Source organism: Aestuariibaculum scopimerae (assembly GCF_059428085.1).
The window spans coordinates 2,579,949-2,600,834 of record NZ_CM182089.1 but is presented as its reverse complement, the minus strand read 5'-3'; the positions used below and the strand labels follow the sequence as shown (position 1 = coordinate 2,600,834).

Sequence of the window (20,886 nt, the reverse complement as noted above, 5' to 3'; positions counted from 1 at the left end):
ATGTCTTTAAAGCAATTAAAGATAACAACCCTTGGCTTAATGGCTATTGTAGCCCTAAGTAGCAGCTCGTGCAAAAACGATAAAAAAGTAGTTACACAAACCAAAGTTGAATTTAAAAAGGAAGGCACCTTAACCATTCATAAATCTGATTCTACTACGGTAATAATAGATATTGAAATTGCCGACACCGATTTTGATATTCAAACAGGATTAATGTACCGCGATTCCATGGCAAAAAATCAGGGGATGTTATTTGTTTTTGATGATACTAGAGAACGTTACTTCTATATGAAAAACACCCGAATACCCTTAGACATCATTTATATTGATGATAAAAAAAACATTGTAAGTTTTCAAAAAAAGGCCCAACCATTTAACGAAAGTTCATTACCATCCAATGCACCAGCAAAATATGTTTTAGAGGTGAATGCTGGAATGTCTGATGCTTGGGGGTTATCTGTTGGGGATCGTGTTAGCTTTTGATAGGAAATAAACATTTGTTGTAAGATTTAACACGGAAAAATATACAACCCCTCTTCCACCCCTTCATTATACAATGATTTGATTCGGGTAAATCCATTTTTTACATAAAATGCGTCCAAATGGGGATCTTCAATGGTTAGCCAGAATTTTGTATTTGGGAGGGTTTCTTTTATATGGTTTAGCCATATAGAACCCAGGTTTTGGTTTCTGCGGGTTTCAATAACATATATAAACCCCAAATACTTATAGCCTTTCTTTAGCCAGCTATTGGACTCCTCTTTTGCATATAGCATATCGGGCGGACAAGTGGTAAACATTAAGCCTCCTGCAACAATGGCTTCGCCATCTTTAAGCAAATAGCATGAGGTCGTTTTCTTATACATTTCCCATATAGGCAAAATACTCTCTTGCCAATCTTTAGGCAGGATATTGAAAAATGATTGATAATCTGTCGTGCACTTAAAAGTCATGCTGCATTGTAATTAGTTACAACAAACCCCAGGACCAAAGTTTATCAGAATCCTCAGTCCAACGATCACCAATGTCCGTTCTATAATAAGCGTTATTAATAATAACATTACCAATCCGGTTATACATCATTTTTTGGGCATCTTTCATGGTATTACCAATACCCGTAACCAAAACGGCAATACCTGTATTACCAGTAATAAGCCACTCATCATTTACCAGCTTTAAATGCATGGGGTGCACACCTTCCTTGTTATTTTTTTTAAATACCACCACGGCATCCTTAGAAAAGAGATTAAATGTTTTTTTATCCTCATAAGGAAACGGTGGCACTACAATAAACGCTCCCACTTGAAATCCTTTTTTAACATGTATCTTAAACTTCTGTTTAGATGCAAGTTTATAGAATAAATCTCCCAAGGGCTCATTAATACCGGCCCGTTGGATGAATACTTGCGGATACCCAAACCTGGAAGTAAACTCCAAAGGATAAATACCATTGCCATTTACAATACAGTTAATATCTATGTGCCCAACAAATTGATGTTTGGCAAAGGTATCCTTAAACTTTAACAGTGTTGCATCAAAAATGGGAGAATCCTTGGTCCAAAACATACTCGTCCCCATTTCACCTGTTGAAACCCCCAACTCCTTAGGAAACAACTTTTTATGCTCAAATGTGATATTGATAGGATAAATAAAATCATGACCATTAAAAAAAGCAGAAACAGATATTTCTACACCCTTTACCTTGCGTTGCAACTGAAAATTTCCAAAATCGTCGCCCCAAGATTTTTCATAGGCTTTTAGGATTCTAATTACATCCTGTCCCTCGTCATCACTACCAACAAACAGCAATTGTTTTAGTTCTTGGGTCTCACCACAAGGCTTCAACACATACGAATTGGGGTTTAATTCTATATAGTTTATAGCCTCTTTAAAAGAGGTAAACTCTTTAGAGGGCAATACCTTTATTTTGTGCTTTTGAAGTTCGGCCTGACCAAAATTTCTATCAAGTTCCAGATTATCGGTATATACTGTACCACCTATTACCAATTTACCCGCATTACGTAATTGAGTAGCTTTTTCTCCATACCCCGTATAATCGAATACAATAATATCGGCCCAGTCAATGTGCTTTTCCCAATGGTTAACCTTGTCTACAAAGCCATAACCAATCTCTTTCGAAGCCTTGTCTTCAATAAATAATTTAACGTGGTGTCCCTCTAGTTTAATGGCGTATACAATATCCAATGATTCGCCCCAACGTGATACAAAAAGGAATTTTTTGTACCCCTGCTGTTTTGTTTTCAAGTGAAAAATATAAAGGTTAAGTTATAAAACATGTGTGGTTTTGTTTTAGGCAAATGTATATAATAAAACGATTTGTTGTATCAAGCTGTTGATAATAAAAAAAGGTGCCATATGGCACCTTTTTTTATTAGAGAAGCTGAAATAAATTTAGCGCTCTTTTTCTTTCTTATTACCCTCTAATCGTTTTACACTATCGTACATTACAGGTGTTGCTATAAACAACGATGAATACGTACCAACAATTACACCAATAATAAGAGCAAACATAAATCCTCTAATAGAATCACCACCAAAAATAAAGATGGCCAATAACACCACCAACGTAGTTAACGAGGTATTTAATGTTCTACTTAATGTACTGCTTAAAGATTCATTTACAACACGATTAAACTCCCATGATGTATGCTCATTAAAATACTCACGAATTCTATCAAACACAACCACGGTATCATTTAACGAGTAACCTATTACCGTTAAAATAGCAGCAATAAAAGCCTGATCTATTTCCATACTAAACGGCATAAACTTATAAGTTAAAGAGAATACCCCTAATACAATCAATACATCATGGAATACCGCTGCAACAGCACCAAGGGAGTATTGCCATTTTTTAAAGCGGAATAAGATGTATAAGAATACCACAATTAACGATCCTAAGATAGCCCAGAAAGAGGCTTGCTTAATATCATCGGCAATGGTTGGGCTAACCTTAAACTGCTCCATAATACCAACCTGTTTATTTACATTAGAGTTATCTATAAACTCTTCGTAGGTAATCCCTGTTAAGTAAGGCTGTAAGGCATTGTATAGCATAGATCTGATTTCTTCATCAACCTCAGCCCCTGCTTCGTTCACCTTATATTTAGTTGTGATTTTCAATTGGTTATCGGCCCCTACAGTTTTAGCATCGGCACTACCAAAGGCATCTACTAATTTACCTGTAATCTCGGTAGCACTTACATCTTGTGCAAATCGTACTTGGTAGGTTCTACCTCCAACAAAATCGACACCTTGGTCTAAACCAACGCTAACTAAAGATCCTAAACCTAATACTATAACCAATCCAGAAACAATATAGGCTACTTTGCGTTTTCTTAAAAACTCAATATTAATGTTTCTAAATAAGTTCTTAGTTGCAACAGTAGCAAAGTCTAATTTACCACCCTTGTTTATATACCAATCTACAGTTAATCTGGTAATAAAAATGGCCGTAAATAAAGAAGTTCCTATACCTATAAGTAAAGTTGTAGCAAAACCTTTAATTGGCCCTGTTCCAAACACAAATAAGATTAATGCGGTTAAACCGGTTGTAATATTGGCATCTAAAATAGAAGACAACGCATTACTGAAACCGTCCTGTATAGCTTCTTTTTGGCCTTTACCCTTGGTTATTTCTTCTCGAATACGTTCAAAAATAAGTACGTTAGCATCCACCGACATACCAATGGTTAAAACGATACCTGCTATACCCGGTAAGGTTAGCACTGCTCCCAATCCTGATAAAATACCAAATATTAAAAGAATGTTGAATGCCATAGCAATATCGGCAAAGCCTCCAGCTTTTCCGTAATAAACAACCATCCATACCAATACCAATACCAATGCTATGATAAAAGACATGGTACCACTATCAATAGCTTCTTGACCTAAAGATGGCCCTACCACCTCGCTGGCAATAATATCGGCCGATGCCGGTAATTTACCTGCTCTTAAAACATTTGCTAAATCGACTGCTTCATTTAAGGTAAAGTTTCCTGAAATTTCTGAACTTCCTCCAGAGATAGGCCCTGTTGTTACACCCGGTGCAGAATACACAATATCATCTAGAACAATGGCTATTTGACTTCCTTGCGAATAAGCCTTACCTGTCATTTGTTCCCAAATCTTAGCGCCCTTGGCATTCATTTGCATAGATACCGTTGGTTTACCTGTAGGTCCAAAAGCATTACGGGCATCGGTTACTACCGCACCACTTAACTCTGGTGTATTATCTCTATTACCTACTAATGCATACAAATCAACAAGCTCACTATCTTTTTCGGGCTTACCAAATGCAAATTTGGTGTAACGCATTTCTGCCGGCAATAAAGCTCTTACCTGTGGCATGTTTAAATACTCAAGCACCTTCTCTTTATCTTTAATTTCAAACTTAGCGATAATAGGACCTCCTTGATAGCCTTGTCCACGAATCAAATCAAAAATAGGGTTTACCGTTTCAACTGCTGTAGAATCGGTAGTGGCATCTCCCAATAAATCATCAATTTGAGAGTCTGTTGCATCCTCTTCATCTTGACTTTCAGGTTCAGTCGTTTCATCAACTTTAGTATCTACTACATCCTTTAAAACTTCATTGGCTTGACCTAAAAAGTTAAAAAACTGCTCACCTTTGTAAGCATCCCAAAACTCAAGCTGGGCTGTACTTTGTAACAACGTAGTTGCTCTTTCTACATCTTTAACACCTGGTAACTCTACTAGAATACGACCAGAGGTTCCTAAACGCTGTATGTTTGGCGAAGTAACACCAAATTCGTCAATACGCTTGCGCAATACCTCGAACGCAGAAACAATAGATTCATCAATCTTTGTTGCAATTACGCTCTTAACTTGATCATCTGTCATGCTACCATCAATTTCTCCATCCAATGCTTTGGTGTAGAAAATATCTGGAGATGCTAATTTAGTATCTCCTTTAATAGCATCAAAAGCAATAAAGAAATCTTCTAAATAAGTATTTTGGCTATTTTTCTGCATTTCAGAAGCATCATCCAATGCTTTGTTGAACACAGGGTTTTTTGTGTGGTTGGCCAAGCCTTTTAAGATGTCCTTTACAGATACCTGCAAAATTACATTAATACCACCTTTTAGGTCAAGACCTAAATTCATGGCTTTGGCTTTCACATCATTATAGGTGAATTTTGCAATACCGATATTAAACACGGTATCGGTAGCTATCGATTCTAAATAATTGGTCTCTTCTGCACTTCGTTTAGCACGATAATCGTCTTCAGTATCAGGGATTTTATTAATTGCCATCTCCTCGGCATTTCGCTCAATTTGATTTGCTTTAAACGTAAAAGAGAGTTGATAAATACTAACTAATCCGAATAATACAGCAAATAGTCTTACTAGTCCTTTGTTTTGCATGTTTATTGTTTTTATGTTGTTAGACAACAGGTATGAACTGTTTCAGTCTGACGTATTGTTTTTTGGTTATTTAAATCATTGTAATATACTGGGGGCTTAACCCGGTACTTTTAAAATTTCACTAACTGCTCTATTACAACTAATGAGATTTTTCCTTTTGGTCAAAACGACAAAAACCTAGGCAATAGGCCCTGCCCTAACCTCTGGTATGCTTCGTGAAGTATTGTTTATAGCAAACGCAATATTCTTAAAAAGTTTAAATGCAACTTTTTCAATATTATTAGTTTCCCTAGTATCAATGCCATTATTTATAAAATAGACATTGGGATTGTAAAATCGGTCGTAATCCTGCTTGATGTTGGTAACACATTTCCCTCCAAAACCTGAGTCTAGGTCATTGGCTTTATGGATTTCAAAAACATCAAGTTTATAGTTTTTTGGCTTTTTATTAGCAGGGACATTTGAAGTGTTTCCGTGCGTATCATTATCAGAATATCCTATTTCAAGGTTTCTCTTCTTAGAAAGTATGCCCTTTATGCTTTCAACATCAGTAGTACTGTAATAGGTGATTTTGTATTGGCCGTCCTGTAGTTCCTTTACATGAAATGAGTTAGCACCAATGGCCTGCAATTGTTTTTTAACAACTACAATGGCGCTTTTAGCTTCATCAGTACTAATACTAGTATCTGTGAACTTTAATACAATCTCTTGGTTAGGTACAGAAATTTGATTCTGATATAACCCTAAGAGTGTAAATACAATTAATAAAGCACCAAAGTACCATTTTGCTTTCATGCGCCAAATATAAAAATAAAGACTGTATTTCTACAGTCTTTACAATAAATATCTAATTTAAATTGTTGATTATGCCTTTATAGCATCTCGTTAACTTTTCTAACAGCTGCTGCACTTTCTTGCATGTTGGCTTTTTCAGCATCGTTTAGTGGGATATCTATAATCTCCTCAATGCCGTTTTTTCCTAAAATAACTGGCACGCCCAAGCAGATATCATTTAGACCGTATTCACCATTTAAAAACACCGAACAAGGATATACTTTCTTTTGATCGCATGCAATTGCCTGAACCAAACCACTTACCGCAGCTCCTGGTGCATACCAAGCAGAAGTACCTAACAATTTAGTAAGCGTAGCCCCACCAACTTTAGTATCTTCTTTTACTTGATTTAGGCGGTCTTCACTTAAAAATTCGGCAACTGGCACACCATTTCTGGTTGCTAGACGTGTTAAAGGAATCATACCTGTATCGCTATGGCCTCCAATCACCATACCATCAACATCGCTAATAGGACCACCAATAGCTTCTGCTAATCTGTATTTAAAACGTGCTGAATCTAAAGCACCACCCATACCTATAATTCTGTTTTGAGGCAGATCTGTAGATTTATGGACTAAGTAAGTCATGGTATCCATAGGATTACTCACTACAATAATAATAGTATTGGGAGAGTGCTCAATTAAACTGGAAGATACTGATTTTACAATACCGGCATTAATACCTATCAATTCTTCACGGGTCATTCCTGGTTTACGAGGAATTCCTGAAGTAATTACACAAATATCACTATCTGCTGTCTTACTATAATCACTTGTTACACCTGTAATTTTAGTATCAAAACCATTTAAAGACGCTGTTTGCATTAAATCCATGGCTTTCCCTTCTGCATAGCCTTCCTTAATGTCTAATAAAACAACTTCTGAAGCGAAATCCTTAATGGCAATATACTCCGCACAACTTGCACCTACTGCTCCTGCACCTACTACTGTTACTTTCATGTCTTAGTTTTTAATAAATTTATTGGTTATATGAATGTATTTATGAAATATACTTTTTGGTTTTATATAGTGGAATTACATTTAAATGGTATAAATGATTGGACTATATAATTTTAATCACGCAAAAATACAAATTTATATACTCTAAATAAAAAAAGTGCAAGATTAAATCTTACACTTTTTAATTACTAATTACTAAAAAACTAACTAAAACTAAACAACTATATTTTTTTAAACTTTTTATTATCTAAATCCAAAATTAACACCTAAAGAAAAAGCATCAAATTCTGCTAGGTGGTATTCAGCATTCAATCTAAAAAACCCTAATTTTAATTTTGTTCCAATGGTTCCTCTTACTCCAGATACATTACTTTTTACTGAAAAAGGGTCTACAATTTCCTCTGAGGTTATAACACCATTAGAAACACGATAGGTACCTAGCATATCAGATTCTGACTTCCCTTTAATATATCCAAAACCACCATAAAAATTAATAACTGGCAATTTGGTAGAGGCAATTAATTGTATTAACCATGTATTGGTAGCATTTTCCATACGTTGGTCCTCACCATCAATAATAGAGGAATCTGTCAAATCATAAGAAGCATCTAAATGTGTATAGGCTACTAAGCCCGATATAGAAACTGGTAACAATTTATTTGAAGGTAACCATTTGGTAAACTCGTGCTGCAATGCCACACCATACATATTAAATGTTACATCATCTGTTTTAATTTTAGGAACAAAGCGTGCCTTTAATTCTGTACCCTTAACAAGACCAATGGCACCTTGAATAAAAGCGGTTGGCAATATATTGATGTTTTCTGAAGCCAAACCTGTTGGTAGGGTTATTTGCTCGGTTTGGTTCCCAAAAATAGGATCGTCATAAGTAACCTCTACAACCACATCTGGATTGTTTTCTCCTAAAGCAGTTGCAACCATTTGTGAGCTGGATCCTTGAACAAACTGTACATTATTGTACAAGTCTGTATTCATTAAAAATGATTTGTTTTTATCTTTTACTGTAGCTGCATTAATAATAACAGAAACCTCAAAACCTCCAATGGATTTTGCATCACCTGAATTAAACCAGTTGGCGTTCATACTATAGATGAGGCCATCGGTACCTGGTGCTAAATAATCGTTGGCAAAACGTTGGGCATCTTCAACACCCGCAGCTAAAAGCGCATCTAAGTCATTTTGAGCTGTTGAAGTCATGGTTGCTGCAAGCAACAGCATTACTAGGGCAATTCTTTTCATTTTTTTTAATTTGGTTAGAACAAAAATATGAAAAAAACCACACCAAACAACATTTAATCGTAAAAATTTGCATTTAAACGATGAAACAATACAAAAAATAACCCTGACAGCTTTATATCAGGGTTATAAGAATGGTATAATTTTATTAAAATTTACGCATCAATATTAGCATAAACGGCATTTTTTTCAATAAAATCTCTACGAGGTGGTACTTCGTCCCCCATTAGCATAGAGAATATTCTATCAGCTTCGGTACCATTATCTATTTGTACCAAGCGCAAGGTTCTAAATTCAGGATTCATAGTGGTGTCCCAAAGTTGTTCTGCATTCATTTCCCCAAGACCTTTGTAACGTTGAATACTTACACTACCTCCAAATTCTTCCGATATGGCATCACGTTCCTTATCTGACCAAGCATAAGACTTTTTGTTTCCTTTTTTAACTAAGTATAAAGGTGGTGTTGCAATATAAACGTGGCCTTCTTCAATAAGCTCTTTCATATAACGGAAGAAGAACGTTAAAATTAATGTCGCTATGTGGCTGCCATCAATATCGGCATCACACATGATAACAATTTTATGATAACGCAACTTCGACAAATTCAATGCCTTGCTGTCTTCTTCAGTTCCAATGGTAACACCTAAAGCTGTAAAAATGTTTTTTATCTCTTCATTTTCAAAAACTTTATGGGTCATGGCTTTTTCAACATTCAATATTTTACCGCGTAATGGCAAAATAGCTTGAAAGGCTCTATCACGCCCTTGTTTTGCAGTTCCACCTGCAGAATCACCCTCTACTAAGAACACCTCACATTTTGCAGGGTCTTGTTCTGAGCAATCACTTAATTTACCAGGTAGCCCCCCAATGCTCATAACCGTTTTTCGCTGCACCATTTCACGTGCTTTTTGTGCAGCGTGGCGTGCTTGAGCCGCTAATATTACTTTTTGAACAATTATTTTAGCATCATCAGGATGCTCTTCAAGATAATCGGTCAACATCTCAGAAACGGCCTGACTTACTGAGGCTGAAACTTCCCTATTTCCTAATTTGGTTTTTGTTTGCCCTTCAAATTGTGGCTCGGCCACTTTTACAGATATAATCGCAGTTAATCCCTCACGGAAATCGTCTCCTGCAATTTCAAACTTTAAATTTTTGAGCAAACCAGATTCGTCTGCATATTTTTTCAGTGTATGTGTTAAACCACGACGAAACCCAGATAGGTGGGTACCCCCTTCATGTGTGTTGATGTTATTTACATAAGAGTGTAGGTTTTCAGCATATGATGTGTTATAAACCATAGCCACCTCAACAGGTACGCCATTTTTTTCACCTTCAAAAGCAATCACATCGTTCATTAAGGGCTCTCTGGTAGCATCTAGATACTGGATAAACTCCTTAAGTCCTTCTTCAGAATAAAACGTCTCCCCTTCAAAAGAACCATCTTCTTTTTTGTTTCTTTTATCTACAATATGAATGGTTATACCCTTATTTAAGAATGCCAGCTCACGTAACCTACTTGCCAACGTGTCATAACTATATTCTAAAGTTTGCGTAAAAATGGTTGAATCTGGCTTAAACGTTACTACCGTACCACGCTTGTCTGTTTCTCCTATTTGCTTTACAGGATATAATGTCTTTCCTCTTTCATATTCTTGTTCCCAAATTTGTCCATTTCTATAAACCGTCGCTTTTAAGTGCTCTGATAGGGCATTTACACAACTTACACCAACCCCATGCAAACCACCAGATACCTTATAGGAATCTTTATCAAACTTACCGCCGGCACCAATTTTGGTCATTACCACTTCTAGGGCAGACACCCCTTCCTTTTTATGTAAATCTACAGGAATTCCACGTCCATCATCTTCCGTTGTAATGGAATTATCCTCATTAATAGTAACAGTAATGTTATTGCAATGCCCAGCCAATGCTTCGTCAATAGAGTTGTCTACAACTTCATATACCAAATGGTGTAAACCACGTACGCCAACATCACCTATATACATAGAAGGACGCATACGTACATGCTCCATGCCTTCTAAGGCCTGAATACTATCAGCCGAATAACCGTGTTTGTTAAATTCTTCCCTTGCTTCGCTCATATTTATTTTTTATCTATTAAATTTAGTTTCGTTTTTATATATCATAAAAAAATGACGCGCAAGCATCATTTTTTAGCACTAACAAATATACGAAATGATAAGGCTTTCAAAAAGCTTTTTAACGAGTTTGAATAATAATTATCAACAATTGTTAATTACTTAAAAGTGCCTTAAATCGTCTAAAAAGTGCCTTAAAATCGATTTTAGAGTTTTTTATTTAAGATTTTAATTGGGAAAAATACAAAATGGCTTAAAACTTACTTATGGGTGTTTTTCTTTTGAATTTTATGAATAAAAATTCAATTTACAGCTACAAATTTTAATGCTATAAGCAACCAAAATAAGTAATAGTGCCAATAATTTGAAGAAGTAATAAATTAACTTTCATTTTTTTATTAATTTGATAATACAGTAGAGGATGTTACAAAAAATTATGCTTAATACATTAATTCTGTATATATTTGGTGTCGAAAAAAGAATTTATGACAATTAATAACAATAATAATTTCAATAATCCTAAGCTTTAGGATAGGAAGGTTATTGTTTAAAATTATATGAAGCCTTCCGAATTTGGAAGGCTTTTTTTAATCTATAATAGTAAAGCCATGAGTAAAATTATGACAGTCGACATCTTGTCGAGTATTAAAGGAGCCCAGCCCAGCGAAGCTGTGAACAAGTTATTTGATGTGATAAAAAATGCACAAGCAACTAATAATAACGCTTTTAATACTACTAACAATAATTGTGTGTCTTTGGAAGACTTAAGGGACGATGTGGTTATAGAAAGTACTGCCATAGAAAAACAGCTCATTATTGAAAACTTCCCTAAAGAAAAGAAAGGCTTTTTAGTGGTTTCTAAAATTATAGAAGAATAATTATGGAATCGCAGATACAAAACATACACCAACAATTAGCAACTAAACAAATTTCTTGTGTATCGCTTATTCAAGAAAAATTAGAGGCTTTAAAAGCTAACACCAACCGTACCGTTAATTCCCTTTTGGAAGATTTTGCGTTAGAGTTAGCTAGTAAAGTAGATGCTAAAATAGCCCAGGGTGAGCCTATTGGATTGTTGGAAGGCATCCCTTTTGGTATTAAAGATGTATTTATGCTTCAAGGTACTTATACAACGGCCAGTTCCAATTTGTTGAAAAATTACAAATCGGCTTATACTGCCACAGCTATTCAAAAATTATTAGACGCCGGGGCAATCCCCATTGTAAAAGAAAACTGCGATAGCTTTGGTCATGGTTCCTCTAGTGAAAATACCATTTTCGGCGCCGTTAAGAATGCCTTAAATCCAGAATTGGTTGGGGGCGGATCTAGTGGTGGTTCTGCCGTGAATGTTGCTAAAGATTATACTGTATTCTCTATTGGAGGTGATACAGGAGGTTCTGTACGGCAACCTGCCGGTTACAACCATGTATATGGCTTAAAACCAACTTACGGACGCATTTCTCGCTACGGATTAATGGCATATGCATCATCTACTGATTGTGTTGGCCCAATTGCTAAATCGGTTGAAGACATCCGTATTGTATTAAATACCATGAGTGGCAAAGATGCCAAAGACCAAACCACTTACACTTCTGAAGCCATTAAAGCAGAAAGCATTTTGAATGGTTCGGGTATTAAAAGTGTTGGGTATTTTAAGGACTTTATTGAAAACGATGCCATAGACCCAAAAATTAAAACAGATTTTTTAAATACCATTGAAAAGATAAAGGCCAAAGGAATCCTTATCAAGGAACTGGATTTCTTTAAATCTGATATTCTTGTTTCAACTTATTATACCTTGGCTATGGCTGAAACAGCCTCTAACCTATCTCGCCTAGATGGCTCTAATTACGGCAATAGAATTGAGGATAAAAACCTTAAGGAATCTTACGCCATTACACGCTCTGAAAATTTCTCTGAAGAGACCAAGCGCAGGATTGTTGGTGGCAACCAAGTACTTTCACAAGGCTTTTCTGATGAAATTTATTTAAAAAGCTTAGCCTTACGTGATGCCATTTCAGAGAATTTTGAAGACGATTTTAAGGAGGTTGATATTATTCTATCGCCCGTAACACCAAATACACCTCCCAAAATTGGCAATAGCTTAAAAGACCCACTAGCCATGTACCTATCGGATGCCTATACCGTTGGATTTAGCTTAGGACAATTGCCTACGCTAACTATTCCTAAAGGGACTGAAACTGGTTTACAGGTTACAGCCGCTAAAAAAAATGACGAACTTGTTTTGAAGTTTGCTAACTTCTTAAAAGACATACTATAATGGAACTGGAACAATTAGATGCTGCTTTAAAAGCCCATGAGTTAGAATTGGTTATCGGACTTGAAACACATGTTCGGTTAAATACAAAAACCAAATTATTCTGTTCTTGTCCTAACCAAGAAATAGAAACCCCAAACAAAAATATCTGTTCGGTATGTACAGGCCAAATGGGCGTTTTACCTGCTATAAACAAAGAAGCCATTCTTAAGGCTATTTACTTTGGAAAAGCAGTAAAATCAACCTTTGAGAATGATGTGATTTCTTGGGACAGAAAACATTACGAGTACCCAGACAACCCAAAGAACATTCAAATCACTCAATTTCACAACCCTATTATTCCAGATGGGCAAGTATCGTGTTTTCGTAATGATGGATCACAATTCACTGTTAATTTAACGCAAGTACACATTGAAGAAGACGCTGCTAAGTTAATGCACGAGAAAAACATATCGTTGGTAGACTTTAACAAAGCTGGGGTCCCTTTAATAGAAATTGTTACCGAACCCTGTATTCGACATATTGAAGATGCCTCTACATATGCACAATACATACAGCGTATCGTTCAAAACTTAAAAATATCGGAAGCTAACTTAGAAAAAGGAGAGTTTAAATCGGATGTGTCTGTATCACTACGCAAAAAGCACAGTTACAATTTAAACCCACGAACCGAAATTAAAAACTTGAACTCCTTTAAGTTTATGGTCGATGCCTTGAAAGAAGAAGTTGAAAAACAATTTAACTATTACATAGAGCACAAAGCATTTAGGCCCGAACAAACTACCGTATTATGGGATGCCGATTTAAAGCAGACCAAAACCATGCGTAAAAAAGAGTTTGAAGCTGATTATCGGTTTATATCTGAACCCGATTTACCGTTTGTAAGTATTAAAGAAGCCGTTTCGTCAATTGATGTTGATATTAGCACCCTACCGTTTGCAGTAGAATCTATTTTAATTAAAGGTGGTGTATTGCCCCAAGATGCCAAGTTTTTTACTGCCGACTCCTTACGTTCTGAAACATTTGTTGCTATTAATGATGCTATTAAGGAGCCTTCATTCGTTGCCAAAACATTAACAAACAATATAAAACCAGAAGACTATATAAGCATTGAAAATATTTCAGACTTCATTGAAATATTTAGTTTGTTTAAAGATGAAAAGGTAACGCCCGTACTGGCGCAAAATGCCATAAAATCGTTATTGGCCAATCCCAATTTTGATTACAAATCCTATTTTAAAGAACATGCCATTTCAGATACTCAAATTCAGGATGCCATACAAAAAGTCATTTCAGAAAATGAGGGGATAGTTAACGACATAAAAGCTGGAAACCAAGGTAAATCTGGTATTTTGGTTGGAAAAGTTATTGCTATTATTGGAAAAGGAGCTTCTGGCAAAGTAATTCGTGAAGGGATTCTTGAACAAGTTACGAGTTCGGACCTGCCTACCGGCAGGCAGGGTTCAGAATTCAGAGTGGAGAATGATTCCATTATCTCTAAACCAACAACCAACAAAGCACAAGAAGAAGCACTACCTGAAATTCCTTTGGTAATTAAAGATTCCTATAGAACACATGTCATTACCGATATTTCAGAAAAAAACATTTCAGAAAATGTTACGTTTGCAGGTTGGGTAGCTAGTGTAAGGGACCACGGCGAATTAATTTTTATTGATTTACGCGATTCCAGTGCCGAAAAATTCCAAGTACGTTTAAGCAGAGAATCCTTCCCCAACTTAGATGAGCTTGTAAGACTGAAACCAGAATCGGTTATCACCGTTACTGGAACCATAGTACAACGTAAAGAAGATGATTACAACGCTGCTTTACGAACTGGTACCATAGAGCTGGAAGCCAAAACATTGGATATCTTAAACCTCTCCAGAACTTTGCCTTTCGAAATTAAGCGTGCCACAAAAACAAATGAAAACACCCGATTTCAATACAAATTCTTAGACCACAGAAATGATGATGTGCGTCGTGTGATTGTAAACAGACATAAAGTCATTAAACTCATCCGCGATATTTTGGATGAGCAAAACTTCCTAGAGATAGAAACACCTATTTTAAGTGCTGGAACCGACGAAGGTGCTCGTGAATTTATTGTACCAACACGCAAACAAGCCGGTTTCTTTTACACGCTGCCACAAGCACCTCAGCAATTTAAGCAAATGCTTATGGTAAGTGGCTATGAAAAATACTTTCAAATTGCACGTTGCTTTAGGGATGAAGATTCTCGTGGCGACCGACAACCAGAATTTACGCAACTGGATTTAGAAATGGCATATTCCAGTATGCAGCAAATTATGGATTTAAACACCAAAATGTTTAATGAGGTTGTTACCAAGATATATGGTAACAAATGGACATTACGTCCGTTTGAAATCATTACCTATAAAGAGGCTATGGACAAATACGGTTGTGACCGCCCAGATTTGCGTTTCGGCCTACAACTTCAAGATATTACAGACATAGTAAAAGACACCACTTTTCAAGTATTTAGTAAGCCGATTGATGAAGGTGGCATTGTTAAATGCATTAAAGTTTCGGCTAAAGAACAGGGCAAAAAACGTCTGTCAAAAGGACAAATAGAAAAATTAACATCCATTGCACAACAGCATGGTTTAGGTGGATTGGCCTATATTATTGTTAATGAACAAGACTTACAATCCCCTATTATTAAATTTTTGGGTGAAGACATTGCCGCTGGTATTATTAAAGCAACCGATGCCCAAGTGGGGGATATTGTATTTTTCTCAGCTGCCGATTACACAACGGCCAACAAAGCTCTAGATGCGGTGCGCCAAGAATTGGGCAGTATGTTAAAGTTAATTAATCCAAAAGAGTTAAGACCAGCTTGGGTAGTCGATTTTCCTATGTTTGAAAAGACAGATGAAGGACGTTGGACTTTTACCCACAACCCATTCTCTATGCCTGCCGTTTATGATATTGACAAACACATGAAAGGAGATGATGATGCCATTGGTAGCATTATTGCACAACAGTATGATTTAATTCTAAATGGCTACGAAATTGGTGGTGGCTCTGTGCGTGCCCACAAACCTGAAATTTTAGAAGCTACCTACAGAAACATGGGGTATGATAAAGAAGCCATGCTTAAAAGTGTTGGCACCATGTATAAATCGTTCCACTATGGTGCTCCACCACATGGTGGTATTGCTTGGGGTGTAGACCGTTTGATGATGATTTTGGAGAAGAAAGCATCCATTAGAGAAGTGATGGCTTTCCCAAAAACTGGCACCAGTGAAGATTTATTGTTTGGGGCTCCTTCCCTATTATCAGATAAAAAGATTGAAGAAATGAACGTGAAGGCTATTAAAAAATAAATATATTTACAGAGGCTTATGCTATAACCAGTCGCTAATAACATTCTGAATTTATGAGAGTTTTAATACTATTATGTTCACTCTTTTATTTGCATCTCCCAGCGCAAGCCACTTGGCAAACGCTATCTGATATTCCTGCCAACACCAATGGAACACGTTTTGATGACGTGTTTTTTATAAATGATGATATAGGCTGGGCTGCCAATGGATACAATGCAGCCGTTTACAAAACAACCGATGGTGGAAAAAATTGGTCCTTAAAATTAAATGAAGCCATGCTTGGCAGTAGCTTTTATTTTAGAAACATAGAATTCTTAAATGAAAGTGTTGGTTTTCTTGGCACTTTAAATGGCGCTTTTTTTAAAACCACAGATGGAGGCGATACATGGACAGAAGTAACAAACCTGTCACCCAACCCGTCAGCAATCTGTGGTCTAGATGCCGTTGGTACTTCAACCATATATGGTTGTGGCGCTTATTTTACACCCGCTTACATTATTAAATCTGTTGATAGCGGAGCAACATGGCAATACATTGACATGTCTGCTTACGCCAATGCCCTTGTAGAAATCTTCTTTTTAACAGAAACCGTTGGCTTTGTTTCTGGAAGAAATGATAATGGCGCAACCATTTTAAAAACTACCGATGGCGGTACAACATGGACAGAACTTTACAACACAAACCTTACAGGCGAATATTTCTGGAAAATGCAAATTTTGGAAAGTAATCCCAATATTATTTTTGGATCCATTACTGCAGTAACACCTAATATTGGTAAGTTGGTTAAATCTGTTGATGGTGGTTTAACATGGAATAGCCTTGACGCTCCTGAAACTGACATTCAAGCTGTAGGGTTTATAAATGAAAACCAAGGCTGGATGGGTGGCGATACAACAGGCTTTCATGAAACTACTGATGGCGGACAAACCTGGACAGATATAAATACCGGCGGTGTATTAAACAGAATTTTTATCTTAAGTCCAACATTGGCCTATGCCAGTGGCACAACAATTTATAAATTCACTGAGGAGACCCTAGGAGTTGGGTCTCGTGTAATAAGTGGTAGAACACCTTTAAATATCAGGTTCCAAAATAATCCTGTAGGTGCTGTTTTAAAATTCAGTGTTGCTTTTAATACAGATGACAACTTACTTATAGAACTGTACGATTCCAGCGGGAAATTCCTAAAACAACTGGCTTTAGATTCTATTAAAGAAAAAACCACTAAAAATTATACCTTTTCAGTTGAATCCCTTTCTTCGGGCATCTATTTTATCAATTTCCATAACAATACAGGTCGTGAATCCTTAAGATTCATTAAGAAATAGGATAATTGCGTTTAAACTTTAACATCCTTAGAGATATTTTACAAAAATTTTAAGACCTTTTTAAGGTATCTTTAAACACCTTAATTATTAACTAATTCAATTAAAACTATTTTCTATGAAAAAATCGACATTTCTAACAACCGTTGCTTTCGCTTTAATGATGCTAGTATCTGTAAACATAAATGCACAAAAATTTTCTGGTTTAGATAAAAGTCCACTAGACATTGCTTATTACAGAACAAGTAGGAATGCAACTCCCATGGTAAAGGTTATTTATAGCCGTCCGCAACTTAAAGGAAGGTCCTTAAGCAAACTAGCGCCCAACGATAAAGTTTGGAGAACTGGCGCTAATGAAGCCACAGAAATCAGGTTCTATCAAGATACTAATTTTGGTGGCAAAATGGTTAAGGCTGGCACTTATTCTATGTTTACCATTCCTGGCGATTCTGAATGGACCATTATCTTAAGTAAAGACACCGATGTTTGGGGTGCATATAGTTATAATGAAAGTAATGATGCACTAAGAATTAAAGCACCTGTTAGTTCTGGCGAAGCCGTTGAGGCCTTTTCAATTGCTTTTGCCGATGGTGCCATGCATCTTGCTTGGGACACTGTTAGAGTTGCAGTACCTATTGGCTCGTAATATTTTTTATTATTTATTGTTCATTATTAAAACGTCTTGATGCACGGTTAGCTCAAGACGTTTTTTTAGGGTATATTTAAATATTTATGGGTTTGCAATGACACTTTCCACTTGGGGTTTTTCATAACATAATCCACAATTTCAGGAATCATCTTATCTCGCTTACTCCATTCGGGCTGTAAATATAAAATACAGTTTTTGTTTACCTTAGCTGCTTGTTCCTCTGCAAAACGAAAATCGTCTTTATTATAAATAATCATTTTAAGCTCATTGGCTTTTTCATAAACCTCATGGGTTGGCAATTTCATTTTCTTGGGCGATAAACAAATCCAATCCCAAATACCCGTTAGTTTATAAGCCCCTGAGGTTTCAATATGTATTTGCAACCCTTCTGCTTTAAGCCTTGAGGTAAGTAGCGTCATGTCCCAAGTTAAAGGTTCACCTCCAGTTACAACAATCGTATCGCTATACGCCTTAGCATTCGCTACAATTTTAGATGTTTCTGTTGGCGGATGTAACTTAGCGTTCCAACTCTCCTTAACATCACACCAATGGCAGCCAACATCACAACCCCCAATCCTTATAAAATACGCTGCAGTACCTTTGTGGTAGCCTTCGCCCTGTATGGTGTAAAACTCCTCCATTAAAGGTAACATTTCGCCTTTATCTACTAATTCTTGTACCTGCTTATTCATAGTTTGCAAAGATACGTATTCGTTTGATTATTTTAATGTGTTTTGATTTTCTATTACAGGATATATCACTAGGGGTGCTTGCGAAGCTCCCCTACCTACTTCTAAAGTGCCCCGCCTTACCTTAAAGGTACGTTGACGTACCTTTTTACTACGTCGTCCTACCTCTAAGGTACATTGGCGAACCTTTTTGGTAGGCTGGCTTACCTTTTTACTACGCTTAATTAGTTCTGAAGTACGTTAGCCTACCTAAAAGGTCGGCCAGCGTAGTTATTAACTAGGCCCGCCAACCTTTTAGGTGCAGCTACGTACCTTTTTACATCTATAGAACAATAATTCATAAACAGCCCTTAGCTCTAAAGCTATTAATTCCTAGGGGCAATCTATCCGTTAATATGATATGCTATGTTTACAGCGTTCCCAAAACCATTTTTTTCTTCCGCTAGTTTCGTGTATTTTTATACGAAATTATTTTCTATGGATAGAAAGGAAGCTTTTATAAACTATATAACGGAAGGAAATGCAACTAAAGGTGATTTCATTCCTGTTGGTGCCGCCATGCTAGATGGCGAAACGGTAACGGGGGCACATGTAAAAATTCCTTTAAAAACCTTAAATCGCCACGGACTCATTGCTGGTGCTACTGGTACAGGAAAAACAAAGTCTTTACAAGTATTGGCTGAAAATTTAAGTGATCGAGGCATCCCAGTCTTGTTAATGGATATTAAAGGTGATTTAAGTGGGTTGGCACAACCAAGTCCTGGACATCCTAAGATTGATGAACGCCATGCTAAAATAGGCCTACCTTTTCAAGCCAAGAAATTTCCCGTTGAAATATTAACACTTTCAGAGCAAGATGGTGTTCGCCTTAGAGCAACCGTTAGTGAATTTGGACCAGTTTTACTTTCTAGAATCTTAGATTTGTCTGATGTACAATCTGGTATTGTTGCCGTTATATTTCAATATTGTGATGACCATAAGCTTCCTATTCTGGATTTAAAAGACTTTAAAAAAATATTACAATATGCTACCCAGGAAGGTAAAGATGAGTTTACCCAAGCTTACGGGCGTATCTCAACGGCCTCTACAGGTGCCATTTTACGCAAAATTATTGAGCTGGAGCAACAAGGTGCCGATTTGTTTTTTGGTGAAACATCATTTGATGTTCAAGATTTACTTAGGATTGACGATGACGGAAGGGGGTATATCAATATTATAAGGCTTACCGATATTCAAGACAGACCCAAACTATTTTCAACATTTATGCTTAGTTTGTTGGCCGAAATATATTCCACATTCCCTGAGCAAGGAGATAGTGATCGCCCAGAATTGGTACTGTTTATTGATGAAGCCCATTTAATTTTCAACGAAGCATCAAAGGCCTTACTCAATCAAATTGAAAGTATTGTAAAATTAATCCGCAGTAAAGGGGTTGGCCTCTATTTTGTTACCCAAAACCCAACTGATGTTCCTGAAGAAGTCTTAGGACAATTGGGATTAAAAATCCAACATGCCCTTAGAGCGTTTACTGCAAACGACAGAAAAGCTATAAAATTAACCGCGCAAAACTATCCAAATTCTGAGTATTATGATACAGTTGAAGTATTAACTTCATTGGGCATTGGAGAGGCTTTGGTTTCTGCCTTAGACGAAAAAGGACGCCCTACCCCATTGGCTGCAACCATGATGCGTGCTCCAATGAGCAGAATGGATGTACTTACCGAAAATGAATTAAGTGCATTATTGGCAACATCCAAACTGGTAAAAAAATACAATGAAACTATAGATAGAGAGAGTGCCTACGAACTTTTAAATGAAAAAATAGAACAAGCCGAAGCTGAAGAAGCCAAAGAAAAAGCCAAGAAAGAACAAGAAGCTCTTAAAAAAGCAGCGTCAAAAAAACGTACTGTAAGTTCAAGACGGCGAAGTACAGCTATGAACCCCATTGTAAAAGTGCTAACCAGTGCTACTTTTATTCGTAGTGTATTTGGCATTTTAACAAAGGTGATGAAAAAATAAAAACAAACAGATGAAACA

Annotated in this window: 15 protein-coding genes; 7 read left to right on the top strand and 8 right to left on the bottom strand. The window is 36.5% G+C overall.

The genetic code is table 11. The annotated features are described in order from the left end of the window. On the top strand, positions 1-483 hold the full coding sequence (locus tag AC5SR4_RS11250) for a DUF192 domain-containing protein (RefSeq protein ID WP_495356344.1): 483 nt from the start codon (positions 1-3) through the stop codon (positions 481-483). A gap of 26 nt (positions 484-509) precedes the next feature. Here the strand turns inward: AC5SR4_RS11250 and AC5SR4_RS11245 are convergent, their stop codons facing one another. From AC5SR4_RS11245 to gyrB, 7 genes are all read right to left on the bottom strand, one after another. Continuing rightward, positions 510-953, bottom strand: coding sequence for a GNAT family N-acetyltransferase (locus tag AC5SR4_RS11245; RefSeq protein WP_495356343.1), 444 nt, complete (start codon positions 951-953; stop codon positions 510-512). A gap of 16 nt (positions 954-969) precedes the next feature. Next, positions 970-2,265 (bottom strand): phosphoribosylamine--glycine ligase, encoded by a 1,296-nt coding sequence (locus tag AC5SR4_RS11240; RefSeq protein ID WP_495356342.1) that lies wholly within the window; start codon positions 2,263-2,265, stop codon positions 970-972. A gap of 147 nt (positions 2,266-2,412) precedes the next feature. Then, the gene (gene secDF, locus AC5SR4_RS11235; RefSeq protein WP_495356341.1) at positions 2,413-5,409 is read right to left on the bottom strand and encodes a protein translocase subunit SecDF; all 2,997 of its coding nucleotides are present in this window, start codon (positions 5,407-5,409) and stop codon (positions 2,413-2,415) included. 177 nt (positions 5,410-5,586) lie between these two features. Beyond that, the gene (locus tag AC5SR4_RS11230; protein ID WP_495356340.1) at positions 5,587-6,204 is read right to left on the bottom strand and encodes a hypothetical protein; all 618 of its coding nucleotides are present in this window, start codon (positions 6,202-6,204) and stop codon (positions 5,587-5,589) included. A 77-nt stretch (positions 6,205-6,281) separates the two neighbouring features. Beyond that, the gene (gene mdh / locus AC5SR4_RS11225; protein WP_495356339.1) at positions 6,282-7,202 is read right to left on the bottom strand and encodes a malate dehydrogenase; all 921 of its coding nucleotides are present in this window, start codon (positions 7,200-7,202) and stop codon (positions 6,282-6,284) included. 243 nt (positions 7,203-7,445) lie between these two features. After that, a complete protein-coding gene (locus AC5SR4_RS11220; RefSeq protein WP_495356338.1) occupies positions 7,446-8,462 on the bottom strand; it encodes a DUF6588 family protein in 1,017 nt (338 codons plus the stop codon). A 152-nt stretch (positions 8,463-8,614) separates the two neighbouring features. Then, positions 8,615-10,564: a DNA topoisomerase (ATP-hydrolyzing) subunit B gene (gene gyrB / locus AC5SR4_RS11215; protein ID WP_495356337.1), complete on the bottom strand. Its 1,950-nt coding sequence runs from the start codon at positions 10,562-10,564 to the stop codon at positions 8,615-8,617. 605 nt (positions 10,565-11,169) lie between these two features. Here gyrB and AC5SR4_RS11210 point away from each other — a divergent pair. From AC5SR4_RS11210 to AC5SR4_RS11190, 5 genes are all read left to right on the top strand, one after another. Continuing rightward, positions 11,170-11,439 (top strand): hypothetical protein, encoded by a 270-nt coding sequence (locus tag AC5SR4_RS11210; protein ID WP_495356336.1) that lies wholly within the window; start codon positions 11,170-11,172, stop codon positions 11,437-11,439. Positions 11,440-11,441: 2 nt separating this feature from the next. Next, positions 11,442-12,842 carry an amidase family protein gene (locus AC5SR4_RS11205; protein ID WP_495356335.1) on the top strand — a complete coding sequence of 467 codons (1,401 nt, stop codon included), beginning with the start codon at positions 11,442-11,444 and terminating at the stop codon, positions 12,840-12,842. Continuing rightward, complete coding sequence (gatB/aspS, locus tag AC5SR4_RS11200; RefSeq protein ID WP_495356334.1) at positions 12,842-16,186, top strand: bifunctional amidotransferase subunit GatB/aspartate--tRNA ligase AspS; 3,345 nt, start codon at positions 12,842-12,844, stop codon at positions 16,184-16,186. Before AC5SR4_RS11205 ends, gatB/aspS begins: the two co-directional genes overlap by 1 nt. Before the next feature lie 53 nt (positions 16,187-16,239). Continuing rightward, positions 16,240-17,514 carry a YCF48-related protein gene (locus AC5SR4_RS11195; protein WP_495356333.1) on the top strand — a complete coding sequence of 425 codons (1,275 nt, stop codon included), beginning with the start codon at positions 16,240-16,242 and terminating at the stop codon, positions 17,512-17,514. A gap of 115 nt (positions 17,515-17,629) precedes the next feature. After that, positions 17,630-18,157, top strand: a complete 528-nt coding sequence (locus AC5SR4_RS11190; protein WP_495356332.1) for a DUF2911 domain-containing protein — start codon at positions 17,630-17,632, stop codon at positions 18,155-18,157. 65 nt (positions 18,158-18,222) lie between these two features. Here AC5SR4_RS11190 and AC5SR4_RS11185 read toward each other — a convergent pair whose 3' ends face one another. Continuing rightward, positions 18,223-18,852, bottom strand: a complete 630-nt coding sequence (locus tag AC5SR4_RS11185) for a 7-carboxy-7-deazaguanine synthase QueE (RefSeq protein WP_495356331.1) — start codon at positions 18,850-18,852, stop codon at positions 18,223-18,225. Positions 18,853-19,326: 474 nt separating this feature from the next. On the opposite strand from AC5SR4_RS11185, the gene AC5SR4_RS11180 reads away from it, so the two are divergent. Continuing rightward, positions 19,327-20,868, top strand: a complete 1,542-nt coding sequence (locus tag AC5SR4_RS11180) for a helicase HerA-like domain-containing protein (protein ID WP_495356330.1) — start codon at positions 19,327-19,329, stop codon at positions 20,866-20,868. Positions 20,869-20,886: the final 18 nt, after the last annotated feature.